At 69.1% G+C, this 15,056-nt stretch carries 12 protein-coding genes; 10 read left to right on the top strand and 2 right to left on the bottom strand.

Annotated features, from left to right (window positions below):
• The first annotated feature begins 45 nt into the window (after positions 1-45).
• Together ACLB1G_RS15660 and ACLB1G_RS15665 are read left to right on the top strand one after the other, a co-directional pair.
• Complete coding sequence (locus tag ACLB1G_RS15660) at positions 46-1,821, top strand: ABC transporter permease (protein ID WP_491628150.1); 1,776 nt, start codon at positions 46-48, stop codon at positions 1,819-1,821.
• A gap of 47 nt (positions 1,822-1,868) precedes the next feature.
• Positions 1,869-2,939: an ABC transporter ATP-binding protein gene (locus ACLB1G_RS15665; RefSeq protein ID WP_491628229.1), complete on the top strand. Its 1,071-nt coding sequence runs from the start codon at positions 1,869-1,871 to the stop codon at positions 2,937-2,939.
• A gap of 6 nt (positions 2,940-2,945) precedes the next feature.
• Here ACLB1G_RS15665 and ACLB1G_RS15670 read toward each other — a convergent pair whose 3' ends face one another.
• Positions 2,946-3,608: an energy transducer TonB gene (locus ACLB1G_RS15670; RefSeq protein ID WP_491628151.1), complete on the bottom strand. Its 663-nt coding sequence runs from the start codon at positions 3,606-3,608 to the stop codon at positions 2,946-2,948.
• A 120-nt stretch (positions 3,609-3,728) separates the two neighbouring features.
• Between ACLB1G_RS15670 and ACLB1G_RS15675 the strand changes: the two genes are divergently transcribed.
• The 8 genes from ACLB1G_RS15675 to ACLB1G_RS15710 all read left to right on the top strand — a co-directional run bounded on the left by ACLB1G_RS15675 (position 3,729) and on the right by ACLB1G_RS15710 (position 12,779).
• The gene (locus tag ACLB1G_RS15675) at positions 3,729-4,376 is read left to right on the top strand and encodes a response regulator transcription factor (RefSeq protein WP_491628152.1); all 648 of its coding nucleotides are present in this window, start codon (positions 3,729-3,731) and stop codon (positions 4,374-4,376) included.
• A gap of 4 nt (positions 4,377-4,380) precedes the next feature.
• A complete protein-coding gene (locus ACLB1G_RS15680) occupies positions 4,381-5,664 on the top strand; it encodes a sensor histidine kinase (protein ID WP_491628153.1) in 1,284 nt (427 codons plus the stop codon).
• Between the two features lie 75 nt (positions 5,665-5,739).
• Positions 5,740-7,887, top strand: coding sequence for a TonB-dependent receptor (locus tag ACLB1G_RS15685; RefSeq protein WP_491628154.1), 2,148 nt, complete (start codon positions 5,740-5,742; stop codon positions 7,885-7,887).
• Positions 7,888-7,900: 13 nt separating this feature from the next.
• Complete coding sequence (locus ACLB1G_RS15690; protein WP_491628155.1) at positions 7,901-8,191, top strand: hypothetical protein; 291 nt, start codon at positions 7,901-7,903, stop codon at positions 8,189-8,191.
• Entirely contained in the window at positions 8,181-8,450 is a 270-nt protein-coding gene (locus tag ACLB1G_RS15695; protein WP_491628156.1) for a hypothetical protein, read from the top strand. Before ACLB1G_RS15690 ends, ACLB1G_RS15695 begins: the two co-directional genes overlap by 11 nt.
• On the top strand, positions 8,447-10,036 hold the full coding sequence (locus ACLB1G_RS15700; RefSeq protein ID WP_491628157.1) for a PepSY-associated TM helix domain-containing protein: 1,590 nt from the start codon (positions 8,447-8,449) through the stop codon (positions 10,034-10,036). Before ACLB1G_RS15695 ends, ACLB1G_RS15700 begins: the two co-directional genes overlap by 4 nt.
• Before the next feature lie 89 nt (positions 10,037-10,125).
• Positions 10,126-10,803 (top strand): 4'-phosphopantetheinyl transferase family protein, encoded by a 678-nt coding sequence (locus ACLB1G_RS15705; protein ID WP_491628158.1) that lies wholly within the window; start codon positions 10,126-10,128, stop codon positions 10,801-10,803.
• 62 nt (positions 10,804-10,865) lie between these two features.
• Positions 10,866-12,779, top strand: coding sequence for an MFS transporter (locus tag ACLB1G_RS15710; protein WP_491628159.1), 1,914 nt, complete (start codon positions 10,866-10,868; stop codon positions 12,777-12,779).
• A gap of 12 nt (positions 12,780-12,791) precedes the next feature.
• Here ACLB1G_RS15710 and ACLB1G_RS15715 read toward each other — a convergent pair whose 3' ends face one another.
• Entirely contained in the window at positions 12,792-14,942 is a 2,151-nt protein-coding gene (locus ACLB1G_RS15715) for a diguanylate cyclase domain-containing protein (RefSeq protein ID WP_491628160.1), read from the bottom strand.
• Positions 14,943-15,056: the final 114 nt, after the last annotated feature.

Consider the following 15,056-nt stretch of genomic DNA (forward strand, 5'->3'; position numbering starts at 1 on the left):
GCGGCCGCACCCGCGCGCCGCCATCCTCAACCCCTGGGACCCATTATGACCACACTGACCCTGACCGGCACCGGCCGGGCCGGCCTGAACTGGCCGCGCGGGGTGGTGGTGGCGCTGACCGCGCTCGCCATCTTCCTGCCGCTGTACCTGATTTTCTACCAAAGCTTTTTGTCGGCGCCGTTCTTCGCGCCGGTCAAGGAGCTGGGCTTGGATTCCTACCGCTTCATCTTCGAGGATCCGGACTTCGCCCTGGCCTTCGAGAACGCCTTCCTGCTGGCCACCGGCCTGACCGCCATCGCCGTGCCGCTGGGGGGCATGCTGGCCTTCCTGATGATACGCACCGACCTGCCTGGCCGCAGCTTCATCGCGCCCATGCTGCTGGTGCCCATCTTCGTGTCGCCCATGGTGATGGGCTTCGGCTACGTGGTGTCCATGGGCCCGGTGGGCTTCTACTCGCTGTGGGTCAAGGACCTCCTCGGCTTCATCCCCTGGAACATCTATTCCTTCACCAGCATCGTGGTGATCGCCGGCCTGACCCACGTGCCGCACGTCTACCTGTACGCCTCGTCCGCCCTGAAAAGCCTGGGCTCGGACGTGGAGGAGGCGGCCCGCGTGAGCGGCGCCTCGCCGCTGCAGGTGATGTTCAACGTCTCGCTGCCCATGGTGACGCCGGCCCTGGCCTATGCCGCGGTGCTGGTGTTCTTCCTCGGCTTCGAGGTGTTCGGCCTGGTGCTGGTGCTGGGCGACCCGGAGGGCCACCTGGTGCTGGCCACCTACCTGTACAAGCTGACCAACAAGCTGGGCACGCCGTCCTATCACCTGATGGCCGCCGTGGCCGTGTGCCTGGTGATGGTGACCCTGCCGCTGGTGCTGATACAGCGCCGCCTGCTGAAGTCGGCCAACAAGTTCGTGTCCATCAAGGGCAAGGGCGCGCGCAGCAAGCCCATGCCGCTGGGGCGCTGGAAGTGGCTGGCCTTCGGCCTGATCTTCGCCTGGCTGGCCTTCACCATCATCATGCCGGTGTCGGGCATCGCGCTGCGCGCCTTCGTGCAGTACTGGGGCGAGGGCGTGCGGCTGGCCGACGTGCTGACCCTGCAGCACTTCCGCGAGATCCTCGAGCATCCCGGCCTGGTGCGCGGCATCTTCAACACGGTGCTGATCGGCGTGGTGGGCGGCGGCCTGGCCGTGATCTGCTACTGCGCCATCGCGCTGGCCATGCACCGCAAGCCGGACACCATCACCCGCCTGCTGGACTACAGCGTGCTGGTGCCGCGCGCCGTGCCCGGCCTGCTGGCGGGCCTGTCCTTCCTGTGGGTGTTCCTGTTCGTGCCGAGCTGGCTGGACGGCATGCTCAAGGGCTGGGACAACGGCCTGGCGCTGTGGCTGAGCGAACACGCGATCCCGGCCCTGCGCTCGGTGCGTTCGACCATCTTCGCCCTGTGGCTGGCGTATTCCGTGGTATGGATGGCCTATGGCATGCGGCTGATCTCGACCGCGCTGCTGCAGGTGGGGCCGGAGCTGGAGGAGGCCGCGCGCGCGGTGGGCGCCCGCCGCGGCCAGGTCACCCGCGACGTCACGGTGCCGCTGGTCAAGTACGGCCTGCTGGGCGCCTGGCTGATGGTATTCCTGATCTTCGAGCGTGAATACTCGACCGGCGTGTACCTGCTCACGCCCGGCACCGAGGTGATCGGCGCGCTGCTGGTGTCGCTGTGGGCGACCGGCGCCACCGACCTGGTGGCCGCGCTGTCCTTCGTCAATATCACCCTGGTCGCCATCGGCCTGGGCATCGCGCTGCGCTTCGGCGTCAAGCTGCACCACTGAGCGCACCACCGCATAACGAGACCATGACCATGAAACGAGACCTCATGATGAATGAACTGACCGTCAACGACCTGCACCTGGAATACGGCAGCGGCGCCCACGCCAATCCCATCCTCAAGGGCGTGTCCATGCATTTGCAGAAGGGCGAAGTGGTGGCCCTGCTGGGCCCCTCGGGCAGCGGCAAGACCACGCTGCTGCGCGCCGTGGCCGGGCTGGAAAGCCCGCGCCTGGGCAGCATCGATATAGGGGAGAGGCGCGTGTTCGACGGCGCCGCCGGCCTGGAGCTGCCGGCCGAGCAGCGCAACCTTGGCCTGGTGTTCCAGTCCTACGCCCTGTGGCCGCACAAGACCGTGTTCGACAACGTGGCCTATGGCCTCAAGCTGCGCAAGCTGGGCAAGGCCGAGATCGAGCAGCGCGTCAACGACGTGTTGAAGAACCTCGGCCTGGGCCACCTGGGCCAGCGCTTCCCGCACCAGCTGTCCGGCGGCCAGCAGCAGCGCGTGGCCATCGCCCGCGCGCTGGTGTACAACCCTCCCGTGATCCTGCTGGACGAGCCGCTGTCCAACCTGGACGCCAAGCTGCGCGAGGAAGCGCGCGCCTTCCTGCGCGAACTGATCGTGCGCATGGGCCTGTCGGCGCTGATGGTGACCCACGACCAGGCCGAGGCGATGGCGATCTCGGACCGCATCCTGCTGCTCAACAACGGCAAGATCGAGCAGCAGGGCAGCCCGCAAAGCATGTACCAGACCCCCGAGACCCTGTTCACGGCCGAGTTCATGGGCAGTAACAACCGCCTGCCGGCCAAGGTGGTGGCGCGCGACGGCGCCCGGGTCACGCTGGAACTGGACGGCGCGCGCCTGCAGGCCAGCGGGCGCGGCCCCGGCCTGGCCGAGCCGGTGGCCATCATCCGCGTCGAGGAAGTGAAGGTGAGCGCCTCCGCCGCCGACAACGCCATCCAACTGCCGCTGCTGACCTGCATGTACCTGGGCGACCGTTACGAATGCCTGTTCAAGAGTCCGGCCGGCGGCGGCGTCAGCCTGCGCGCCTATTCCAAGTTCCGCCTGGACGCGGGCCACTACTGGCTGCAGTTGCCGCCCGAGGCCCTGTGGGTGTTCTGAGGCGCGTCAGTCGTCCAGGCTCCACAAGTACTGCATGCGCGTCCAGCTCTCGCGCGGGACGCCGTCCAGCGTCTCCGGCTTGAACCGGCACAGGCTCAGCCCCGTCTGGGCCGCCCGGTCCAGCTCACGGAAGCCGCTGGACTTCTCCACCCGCGAGTCGGTCACGCGGCCATCCACCCCCACCAGCAATTGCAGCGTGACGGTGCCGGTATCGCCGTTGCGCAGCGCATTCTTCGGATAGTCCGGCTTGCTGCAGGCCGAGGCGTCGACCACGGCCGGCACCCGCACCGGCCCCGCCTTGGCCGGGCCGGGCGTGGTGGCGGGGGCGCCGGTGGCGGCGCCGGCCGTGCTGGCTGCCGGCGGATTGTCGGGCATGGGATGGGCCGTCACCGTGGGCTGGGTGGTGGCCGCCACCGGTGTTTCCAGCACCGGCACATAGATCTGCGGCGTGGCCGGGGCCGGCATGGGCGGCGGATCGGGCAGGGCGGGCGGCGGCGGTGGCGGTGTCAAGGGCGTCTGCACCAGCTCGATTTCCGTGGGCTTCTGCCTGAACACGGACAGCCTGGAGCCGCTTGCCACCAGCACCGCCAGCAGCACATGGATGGCAAGCACGAAGGCGATGCCGGTGAGGTGTTTGTTGCGCTGGCCTGGAACTGGTGAGAAGTCCATATTGCTCTCCTATGGTAGGTGTTTTGCTACTGTATGGAAGTATACTATGCCAGGTTATAGAAATATGGAAGTGTGTTATTCTTCCATCTTCTGGTAAATTTCCATGCTACGAGGTGGTAGATGTATAACACAGGCAAGATCCGCGTACTGCTGGCGGACGACCATCCCATCGTGATGACGGGCTTCGCCATGTCCCTGCAGGGGCAGGGCCTGGACGTGGTGGGCCAGGCCCGCACGCCGCAGGAAGCGGTGCAGCAGTACGACGCCCTGGGTCCGGACGTGGCGGTGCTGGACTTGCGCTTCGGCGAGCAGCTGACCGGGCTCGATGTGGCAAAACAGATCCTGGCGGCCCATCCCGGCGCCGCCATCGTGTTCCTCAGCCAGTTCGACCAGGACGCCCTGATCAAGGAGAGCTACCGCATCGGCGGGCGCGCCTTCATCACCAAGGATTGCGATCCGGCCGACCTGGCGGCGGCCGTGCGGCGCGCGCACCAGGGCGAGCTGTACTTCCTTCCCGCCATTGCCGAGCGCCTGGCCAACCTGTCGGTGCGCGGCGAACTGTCGCCGCAGTCGCAGCTGGACGAGCGCGCGCTGGAAATCTTCACCCTGATGGCCGAGGGCCTGACCAATGCCGAGATCGCGGAAAAACTCGATGTGTCCACCAAGACCATCAGCAATATCAGCCAGGCCGTGAAGGAAAAACTCGGGGTCCACCGGCCCGCCACCATCACCCGGCTGGCGGTGCGGCACGGGCTGATCGAGCCCTGAGCGCATGCGTCTCTTGCCCTGGCGCGGCTGGAGCGATTGGAGCGTGCGGGCCCGCCTGCTGGCCATCACGCTGCTGCCGCTGGCCTACATGTTCTGCACCTTCGTCTGGTACGCCTACCAGTCGCGCCTGGCCGAGGTGCGCGAGGAGATGGCTGAACGCGGCCCGCTGGTGGCCAAGGTGCTGGCCGAGAGCAGTGAATACAGCCTGCTCTCGGGCCGCTACGACGACCTGCGCCTGACCATCAACGGCATGCTGCGCGCCGACGCCAGCATCCACCGCATCGAGGTGCTCGACGCCAGGCGCCAGCCGCTGGTGCGGGCCGCCGCCGCCCAGGCCGGCGAACCGGACGCGCGCGCCTGGGAGGCGCCCATCCAGAAGCGCCTGCTGTGGGTGACCATGCTGGACCCGGCCGGCAAGCCCTACCGCAAGAATGGCGCCGGCGCCGCCAGCGCCAGCACCGAGACCATGGGCTATGTGCGGGTCACCATGTCGCCCTCGTCCCTGCTGCTCAGGCAGACCCGCCGCTTCTACTGGGAGCTGGGGGTGGCCTGCCTGGGCCTGGGCGCCTGCGCGCTCTTGGCGTGGCGGCTGTCGCGCGGCCTGAACGACGCGCTGCAGGCTTCCATGCAGGCGCTGCGGGCGGCCGACGCCGAGAAGCGCCGCTTGATACGCCAGGTGGACACGGCGGTCGAGGATGAGCGCAAGAGCATCGCGCTGGAAATCCACGATGAGCTCAACGCCACCCTGGTGGCGGCGCGCCTGGAGGCGCAGCGCATCGCCGCCGTCTCGCCCGGGGGCGAAGTCAGGGAGCGCGCGCAATCCATCATCGCCCTGACCCTGGCCCTGTACAACAGCGGCCGCGCCCTGGTGCGGCGCCTGCGTCCGGAAGTGCTGGACATGCTGGGCCTGGACGGCGCCGTCGAGGAAATGGCGCGCCACCACGGGCAGGCGCATCGTCGCTGCCGCTACACGGTGTGCGCCAGCGGCGACTTCTCCCGGCTGGAGGGCGGCATGGCGATTTCGGCCTATCGCATCGTGCAGGAAGCCCTGTCCAACATCGTCAAGCATGCGCGCGCCGGCCAGGCCGTGGTGACGCTGGCCGTGGAGCAGGGCGGCCTGCGCATGGAGATCGTGGACGATGGCGCCGGCTTCGATCCCGCCCTGGCCTCGGCCGGCATCGGCCTGGTCGGCATGCGCGAGCGGGTGGCGGCCTACGATGGCGAGATCGCCATCGCCAGCGCCCTGCGGGCCGGCACCCGTATCGCGATCTTCCTTCCATTCCCTTGAAAATTGATATTGCAAATGTAAACGATTCTCATTTATTATTCTTTATTGGTAATAATTCTCATTCAATAAAGAGGGATGTCGATGCGTATCAAGGGGGTGGTGCTGGCGCTGGCTGGCGCGATGGGGGCGTGGCAGGCGCACGCCGACGAGGCGGTGGTGGAGCAGGTGGTCATCACCGGGGACAAGCTGAAACGCACGGAGACCGACAGCAGCGCCAGCGTCGGCGCGCGCAACCGGCGCCAGATCGCCGAGTCCGGCGTCACCACGCTGGAAGACGTGGCGGCGCAGATGGCCAACGTGGGGACGGCGGAGAACCTGTCCATCCGCGGCGTGCAGGCCTACGGGCCCACCGGCGGTTCCAGCCGCACCATCGCGCTGGTGATGGATGGCGTGCCGCAGGATGGCTTCGGCCAGGACATCGCCAACCTCAGCGTGTGGGACGCCGACCGCGTGGAGGTGCTGCGCGGCCCGCAATCGACCAACCAGGGCCGCAATGCGCTGGCCGGCGCGGTGGTGCTCAAGACGCGCGACCCGTCCGACGTACCCGACTTCAGCTACCGCGTCAGCGCCGGCAACCAGCACGCGCAGCGGGTGGCGCTGGCCGGCGGCGGCGCCATCGTCGAACAGGTGCTGGCCGGCCGCCTGTCGCTGGAGCAGCGGCGGCGCGACGGCGACGTCTACAACCCCACCCGCGACGACCGGCGCGTCAACCATGACGATGGCCACACCCTGCGCGGCAAGTTGCGCATCACGCCCTGGGGCGAACGCTACCAGGCGCTGGTGACCCTGGTCGACGACCTCCAGGACACCGGCTTTCCCCAGGTGGAGGCGGTCAAGGTGCCGGCGCAGGCGCGCCAGAACCTGTCCAACGAGCCGCGCACGGCGCGCAACCATACCCGCTCGGCCGCGCTGGAGCAGACCTTCCGCGTGGGCGGCGCCGATGTCACGCTGCTGAGCACCTATTCGCACAACCGCTACACCCGGGTGCAGGACTACGACGGCACCGAACTGCCGCAGGGCTACCGCAGCGGCGAGAACATCGACCGCCAATGGGTGCAGGAAGCGCGCGCGAACTTCGACACCGAGCTGGCCGGACACCGGCTCAAGGGCGTGGCCGGCCTGTACTACTCGCAGCAGTATTACGCCGGCGACGACGCCTACACGGTGCCGGTGTCCTATGTGCTGGGGCTGACCGGGCAGTGCCGGGTGCAGACCGTGTGCGACGCCACCTATGGCGCCGAGTTCATCGACCGCCGCCAGCTGCAGGACAACCGCAGCAAGACGCGCGCCGCCTACGGCGAGGTCGATTACGTGCTGGACCGCCTGACCCTGACCGCCGGCATGCGTTTCGATGGCGAACGGCAGCGGCGCATCCTGACCTCGGCCACCAGCGGCACCACGCCGCTGGCGCGCCAGGTGTTCCAGCAGCTGATACGGGGCGGCGTGTTCGCGGCCGACAGCGTGCAGGACCTGGGGACCGACAACACGGTGTGGCTGCCCAAGCTGGGCCTGCGCTACGCGCTGGCGCCGGCCTGGGTGGCCGGCCTGACGGCGCAGCGCGGCTACCGCACCGGCGGCATCGACTACAGCTACCAGCGCGGCCCGCATCCCTTCGGGCCCGAGTACACCAAGAATTACGAGGCCTCGCTCAAGGGCGTGCTGGACAACGGCCTGATGGTGGCGCTCAACGCCTACCGGGTCAACTGGACCGACCAGCAGGTCAACGTCGGCCGCAACACGCTGGACACCTATTTCGTCAATGCCGGCAGCTCGCACCTGCAGGGCCTGGAGGCGGAGGCGCGCGGGCGCGTGGCGCGCGACCTGGAACTGTTCGGCGCACTTGGCATCGCCCGCACCCGCTTCGACAGTTTCGTCACCCCCACGGCGGACTACAGCGGCCACCAGTTCGCGCGCTCGCCGCGCCAGACCCAGTCGCTGGGCTTCAGCTGGACGCCGGGCCGCTGGATGCTGAACATGAACCTGGTGCGCAGCGGCGCGACCTACACCGGCCCGGAAAACGTGGACCGCAACGATGGCCACACCACCCTGGGCGGCAAGGCCAGCGTGGCGCTCACCAGGAACGTCACGCTGTTCGCCTACGGCAGCAACCTGAGCAACCGCAGCTACATCACGGCCAACAAGCTCGATACCGTGACCGGCCGCTACGCCGTCATCCTCGGCAATGCGCGCCAGTTCGGCTTCGGCCTGCAGGGCCAGATGTGACAGGGGAGGGCGCATGAACTGGATCTGCATGACGGTGGCGGCCCTGGCCGGGCTGTGCCTGTACCTGGCCTCGCCGCACCAGACGCTGTGGCGGGCCGCACTGCGGCGCAAGGCCCTGCTGCGCTGGCTGTCCGCGCCGCTGCTGGCCGGCGCCGCCGGCGGCGCCGCGCAGCCCTACGGCGCCTGGAGCGCCGTGTGCATGGCGCTGGCCGGACTGATGGCGGCGCTGGTGGCGCTGCCCTACCTGGACGCCTGGCTGCACGGGCCCGGGCCGGACCGCAAGGAGGCCCGCCATGTGGGGTAAATCGACTGCAGCCGCTTTGCTCGGCCTGCCGCTGTCGGTGGCGCTGGTCGGGCTGGCGGCGCTGCTGGGCGGCGACCAGGCGCGCACCACGCTGCCGCTGCTGCTGCTGTTCTTTCCGGTCTGGATAGGCGTGATGGCGGCCGCCTTCCTGTTCCGCAGCGGCCTGCGGGCCTGGCTGTGGATGGGCGGGCTGACCGTGGCCGGCCACGCCGCGCTGTACCTGCTCAAGGCCGCCGGCCTGCTGCGGGTGGCCGCATGAAGGCCGCCACCCTGCGCACCTATTTGTCGGTGCACACCTGGGTCGGACTGATCGCCGGCTTCGGGCTGTTCATCGCCTTCTACGCCGGCGCCATCACCATCTTCCACGAGCAGCTGCAGGCCTGGGAAACGCCGCCGGCCCGTACCGCCGGGCCGCCGGTGGCGCCGCAGGCCCTGGTGGACGCCGTGCTGCGGGCCCATCCCGAGGCGGCGGCCGGCTTCATCCTGCGCCTGCCAACCGCGCACCAGCCGGGCACGGAGCTGGAGTTCGGCCAACGCCATTTCCGCCTCGATGCGGACGGGCGGCTGGAGGAATTCCGCGAGCGCTCGCAGCTGGTCGACTTCATCTACCGCCTGCACTACACGGCCGGGCTGCCGCGCAGCTGGGGCATCTATGTGCTGGGCGTGGTCTGCATCCTGTACGGGCTGGCGCTGGCCAGCGGCGTGGTCATCTACGCGCCCACGCTGGCCAAGGACTTGTTCGCGCTGCGGGTGGGGAAGAACGTCAAGCGCATGTGGCGCGACGCGCACAACGCGATCGGCATGCTGTCGCTGCCCTTCCACCTGATGTATGCCTGGAGCAGCGCCGTGCTGGCGCTGGGCCTGGTGCTGCTGGCGCCGTTCCAGTTCCTGGTGTTCGACGGCAAGCTGCTCCAGCTGGCGGGCGCGGACATCTATGTCTCCCTGCCGCCCAAGCCGGCCGGCGTGGCGGCCCCGCTGGCGCCGGCCGGCCTGCTGTTGGCCCAGGCGCGCCAGGCCGTACCCGGCATCGAGGCGGAGACCATGTCCTACCAGCGCGCCGGCGACCTCCATGGCCAGGTCCAGGTGGTTGGCCAGGTGCAGCAGCGCACCCTGGCCGGCATGGCGGCGGTGGTGCTGGACGCCGCCAGCGGCAAGGTCGGACGAGTCGTCATGCCGGAGAACTTCAGCCCCGGCACGCGCTTCCTGCGCAGCCTGCAGTCGCTGCACTTCGCCAGCTTCGGCGGGGCGGCCGTGCAGTGGATGTACTTCATCCTCGGCCTGGCCGGCGCCTTCCTGTTCTACAGCGGCAACCTGCTGTGGATAGAGTCGCGCCGCAAGCGCGGCACGCTGGCGCAACCGCGCAGCGCACGGCTGATGGCCCAGGCCACGCTGGGCGTCTGCCTGGGCTGCGTGGCCGGGGTGTCCGCCGTTTTCCTGCTCAACCAGCTGGCGCCGGCCGCGCCGGGCGCGCTGCCGCTGTGGGAGGAGCGCGGCTACTACGCCGTGTTCCTGTTGTGCGTGGCCTGGGCGTTCGCGCGGCCGCCGGCGCGCGCGGCGCACGAGCTGCTGATGCTGTGCGCCGCCCTCTGCGCTGCCATCCCGCTGGCGCACTGGCATGCCGGCGGCACGGATGCCTTGCGCGCCATGGCCGGCGGCGGAGTGGCCACCGGGGTGGCGGCGGTGGCGCTGCTGCTCGCGGCCCTCTACTGGCGCATGGGGCGCGCCGTGCTGCGGCGCGGCCGGCACGGCGATCCATACAGCGTCTGGTCGCTGCAGCCCGCACCGGTGCCGGCGGCCAGCCCGCAGCCGGCCGCGCAGGCGGGTTCCCGGTCCGGCGCCGGATAGCCGGTGTGCTCCGGCGGCGCCCCTATCCAGCCGTGGCGTAGCCCGCTTGGTGTAAGCTGTGGTGCTGACAACGACTACCCTGTTCAGGCATGAAAGCTACCATCTGGCTGGTTGACGGCGCCGCCGTGGCCGACGCGCTGCTGGAATCGCGCCTGCCCTGGCTGGGCCAGGGCGAACTGGCGCGTTACCAGCGCTTCATACTGCCCGAGCGGCGCCGCCAGTTCCTGCTGGGCCGCGTGCTGCTGCGCATGGCCCTGGGCCAGCTGCTGCGGCAGGCGCCGGACAGCATCGTGCTGGAGGAGCAGGTCGGCCAGGCGCCGCGCCTGATGCTGCCGGGCGTGGCCAGGGGCGGCCGCAAGGCCGCCCAAGGGGGCCATGCCGCCCATGCCGTCCAGGCGGCGCTGCCCGGCTTCAGCATTGCCCACAGCGGCCCGTGGAGCGCCTGCGCCGTCAGTCCCGATACCGCGCTGGGCCTGGACATCGGCCTGATCGACGCCAGCCGCGACCTGGCCGCGCTGGCCGGGCAAGCCTTGAGCGCAGCCGAGTGGGAGGCCCTGCGCCAGCTGCCCGACGAGGAACTGGCGCCGGCCTTCTACCGCGCCTGGAGTGAAAAGGAAGCCCGCTTCAAGCTGCGCGGCGCGGCGGCCGGCGCCGGACTCCAGGTCGAGGCGCATTGCAGCACGCAGCGCCACGGTGCCCTTTGGGTGGCTTTATGCAGCACCCATGCGCTGGATCAGCCCCCGGCCATCGAATTGCCGTCCTTGTGAGGAGCCGGGCTGGTTATAATCGCGCCAATCATTCCTGAAATCCAAGATTGGATACCGCGACCATGAGCCAGCCGAACCAGTTTTCCCTCCTGACGCAACGCCGTTTCGCGCCCTTCTTCTGGACCCAGTTCCTGGGCGCCTTCAACGACAACCTGTTCAAGACCGCGCTGATCGTGATCCTGGCCTTCGAGGCGGCCGAGTGGACCAGCATGCCGGCCTCGCTGATCACCAACCTGATACCCGGCCTGTTCATCCTGCCGTACGTGCTGTTCTCGGCCACCGCCGGCCAGCTGGCCGACAAGCTGGAAAAGGGCGGCCTGGCGCGCCTGGTCAAGTGGCTGGAGCTGGGCATCATGGCCATCGCGGGGCTGGGCTGGATGACCCACAACGTCTGGCTGCTGATCCTGGCGGTGGCCGGCATGGGCATGCATTCGACCCTGTTCGGCCCCGTCAAATACGCCTACCTGCCGCAGCAGCTCAAGCCGGATGAACTCATCGGCGGCAACGGCGTGACCGAGATGGGCACCTTTGTCGGCATCCTGCTGGGCGAGATCCTGGGCGCGGTGCTGGTGGCGCGCAAGCCGGACGGCGTGATGCTGGTGGCCGCCGGCACGCTGCTGACGGCGGTGCTGGGGCTGTGGGCCAGCTACCGCATCCCGCTGTCGCCGGCCGCCGCGCCCGATCTCAAGGTGAACTGGAACTTCGTGTCCGAATCGGTGCGCAACATCGCCTACTCGCGCAAGAACCGGGTGGTATTCCTGTCCATGCTGGGCAATTCCTGGTTCTGGTTCTACGGCGCCATCGTGCTGGCCCAGTTCCCGGTCTACGCCAAGGACTACCTGCACGGCGACCACAGCGTGTTCGTGCTGCTGCTGACCATCTTCTCGGTGGGCGTGGGCGCCGGTTCGCTGCTGTGCGAGCGCCTGTCCGGCGGCAAGGTGGAAATCGGCCTGGTGCCGTTCGGCGCCATCGGCCTGTCCCTGTTCGGCGCCGACCTGTGGCTGGCCAGCGAGCATTTCGCCCCGGCCGCCGCCGCCCTGCACATCCTGGCGGCCGCGCCGCTGGACGCCTGGGCCCTGTTGCCGCAGCAGGGCATGTGGCGCATCCTGTTCGACGTGCTCATGATAGGCATGTTCGGCGGCTTCTTCATCGTGCCGCTGTTCGCGCTGATACAGATACGCTGCGATCCGGCCCATATCTCGCGCACCATCGCGGGCATGAACATCCTCAACGCGCTGTTCATGGTGGCCGCCACCGGCCTGGCCATTTTGCTGCTGGGGCAGGGCTTTACCATACCGCAGCTGTTCCTGGTGACTGCGGCCCTGAACGCGCTGGTGGCGGTGTACATCTTCTCGCTGGTGCCGGAATTCCTGCTGCGCTTCCTGGCCTGGCTGCTGATCCACACCCTGCACCGGGTCAAGACCATCAACAGCGAGCGCATCCCCGCACATGGCGCGGCGGTCCTGGTGTGCAACCACGTCAGCTACGTGGACGCCATCGTGATCCTGGCCGCCAGCCCGCGCCCGATTCGTTTCGTGATGGACCACCATATCTTCAAGCTGCCGCTGGCCGGATGGCTGTTCCGCACCGGGCGCGCGATCCCGATCGCGCCGGCCAAGGAGGACCCGTGGCTGATGGAAAAAGCCTTCGTGGACATCGCCCAGGCCCTGCACGAGGGCGAACTGGTGTGCATCTTCCCGGAGGGGCGGCTGACGCGCGACGGCGAGATGAACGAGTTCAAGGGCGGCATCGCCAAGATCATCGAGCGCACCAAGGTGCCGGTGATCCCGATGGCGCTGCGCGGCCTGTGGACCCATCTGCTGAGCCGCAACAAGGAGGACCGGCTGGAACGCGCCTTCCGCACCGGCCTGCGTTCGCGCCTGTCGCTGGCGGTGGGCGCGCCGGTGGCGCCGCAGGATGTCACGCCGGAAGGGCTGCAGCGCCGGGTGCAGGCCCTGCGCGGCGCGCTCAAGTAGCGGGCCGCCTGCTTACCTGCGGGCCGCCAGCAGGCGGCCCTGCTGCTTGTTGACATACATGGCGCGGTCGGCGCGCCCCAGCAGCATTTCGATGTCGGCCGGATCGTCCGGGTGGTGGACGGCGATGCCGATGCTGGCGCCCAGCGTGACGCTGACGGTCTTGAGGCGGAACGGCTGCTGCAGCACCGGCAGCAGCTTGTCGGCCGCCTCCTGGGCGGCGGCGTCGCTGGGCAGCATTTCCAGGATCACGATGAATTCGTCGCCGGCCAGGCGGCCCACGGTGTCGGTTTTGCGCATGGCGGCCTGGACCCGGGCCCCGAACTGGCGCAGCAGCTCGTCGCCCTCTTCGTGGCCATAGCGGTCGTTGATTTGCTTGAAGCGGTCCAGGTCCAGGAAGAACACGGCGCAGGCCAGGCGCGAGCGGCTGGCGCGCTGCAGCGCCTCCGGCAGGATCTGCATCAGGGCGCGCCGGTTGGGCAGGCCGGTCAGGGTGTCGCGCAAGGCCATGCGCTCCATGGACGCGAACAGGTTCTTGCGCTCGCTGATATCGTGCAGGAAAGCGATGAACAAATGGCCGCTGCTGCGCGGGATGTAGGCCATCGATACCTCGACCGGGAATTCCTTGCCCATGCGGCTGCACAAGGTCAGCTCCACACGCCGGTTCAACACCGCATCCGCACCCTGCTCGGACAGCTGGCGCATGTCGCGCTCGTAGGCGCGCCGCAAGGCCGGCGGCAGTATCATGGCGGCCAGCTTCTGGCCTATCACTTCGCTGCGCTTCCAGCCCAGCAGGCGTTCGGCCTGGCGGTTCCAGTCCAGCACCACGCCGCCCGGATCGAGGGCGATGAAGGCGTCGTGGGCGTTGTCGAGAATCGCGCGCAGTTCGGCGGCGCGCTCCTGCAGCAGCTGCTGGGTGCTCTGCTCCTGGGCCAGGGCCTGCTCCAGCTGCAGGGCCTTGCGGGCCAGGTCGCGGGTGCGCTGCGCCACCGTGCTTTCCAGCTGTTCGTTCAGGGTGCGCAGCGCGTCCAGGTGGTGCTGTTCGCTGCGCAGCATGGCCGACAGCGCGTTGGACAGCACCTGCGCCTCATGGAAGCCTTCCAGCTGCGGGAATTGGGGCAGGGCCAGGGCGCCGGACGGAGTCTGGGCGCTTTGTTCGATCAAGCGGCTCATCTGCTTGAGCGGACGCACCAGGCGGCGCGCCAGCAGGGCCGCCGCGGCCGCCATGGCCAGGCCCAGGATGGCGCCCAGCAGCAGGATCTGGCGCTCCAGGGCGCGCGCGCCGGCCAGGGCCTGCTGTTCCGGCTGGCGCACCAGCACGGTCCAGCGCAGCGCGGCCGGATCGGCGCCGGCGCCCGTCTCTATTCCGGTGCGGGCATAGCCGGTCAGATAGCTGCGGCCGTCGGCCCAGGTTTCCTTGAGCGCCCCGGGTACACCGCCCTGGGCGCGCGCCAGGCTGGCGCTGGCGATCCTGGTTTCCTCCATGCCCGGCGGGCCCAGGATCACGGTGCCGTCGGCGCGCGCCACCAGGATCTCGGCGGCGTCCTGCCGTTCGCTGGGAGTGATCACGTTCTGCACCATGCGGCGCGCCCAGCCCCAGCTCATGTGTAGGCACAGCACCCCGCGCAGCCCGCCATCGGCGCCGCGCACCGGACCGGCCGCATCGACGAAGCGCCACTGGTCGCCGCCGCCCTGCTTGCCGCCCAGCGGCCTGGCGGGATGGACGTCGCCCGTGTACAGCCGTTCGCGGCCGGCCCGGAACCACGCCTGTGCGCCGGCGTCCATGCCTTCCATCTGGCCCTGGGTGGCGGCGGCCACCCGGCCGTCCGGCCGCGCCAGGCCTATCCAGGCATAGTCGGGGAAGCTTTTCTGCAGGCTTTCCAGCACCGCGCGGACCTGGTCCGGGCTGCGCGCTTCGCGCACCTGGGGCAGCTCGGCCAGCATGCGCATGTCGCCGGCCGCCTTCTCCACCACCCGGTCCAGCGCATCGCGCACCTGCCAGGCCAGCTGCTGCAGGCGCTGCTCCTCGCGGCTGCCGGCGTAATCGAAGGCGTAGTAATGCACCAGCACCAGCAGCGCCAGCACCGTCAGCAGCACGGTGGCGCCCACCCCGACAGTGACCAGGGTGGTCAGCCGCAAGCGCTTGGTATTGAGGGTATGGGGCATGGCGGCACCGGCAAAAAGATGATTCTAGGAAATAAATGATTGTAGCACCGGGCCGTGGGCGCGAGCGTGCAAACAGGTGAAGAAAATACCCGTCAAGCAACAGAATTGTCCTTT

This window comes from Duganella kummerowiae (assembly GCF_053572355.1).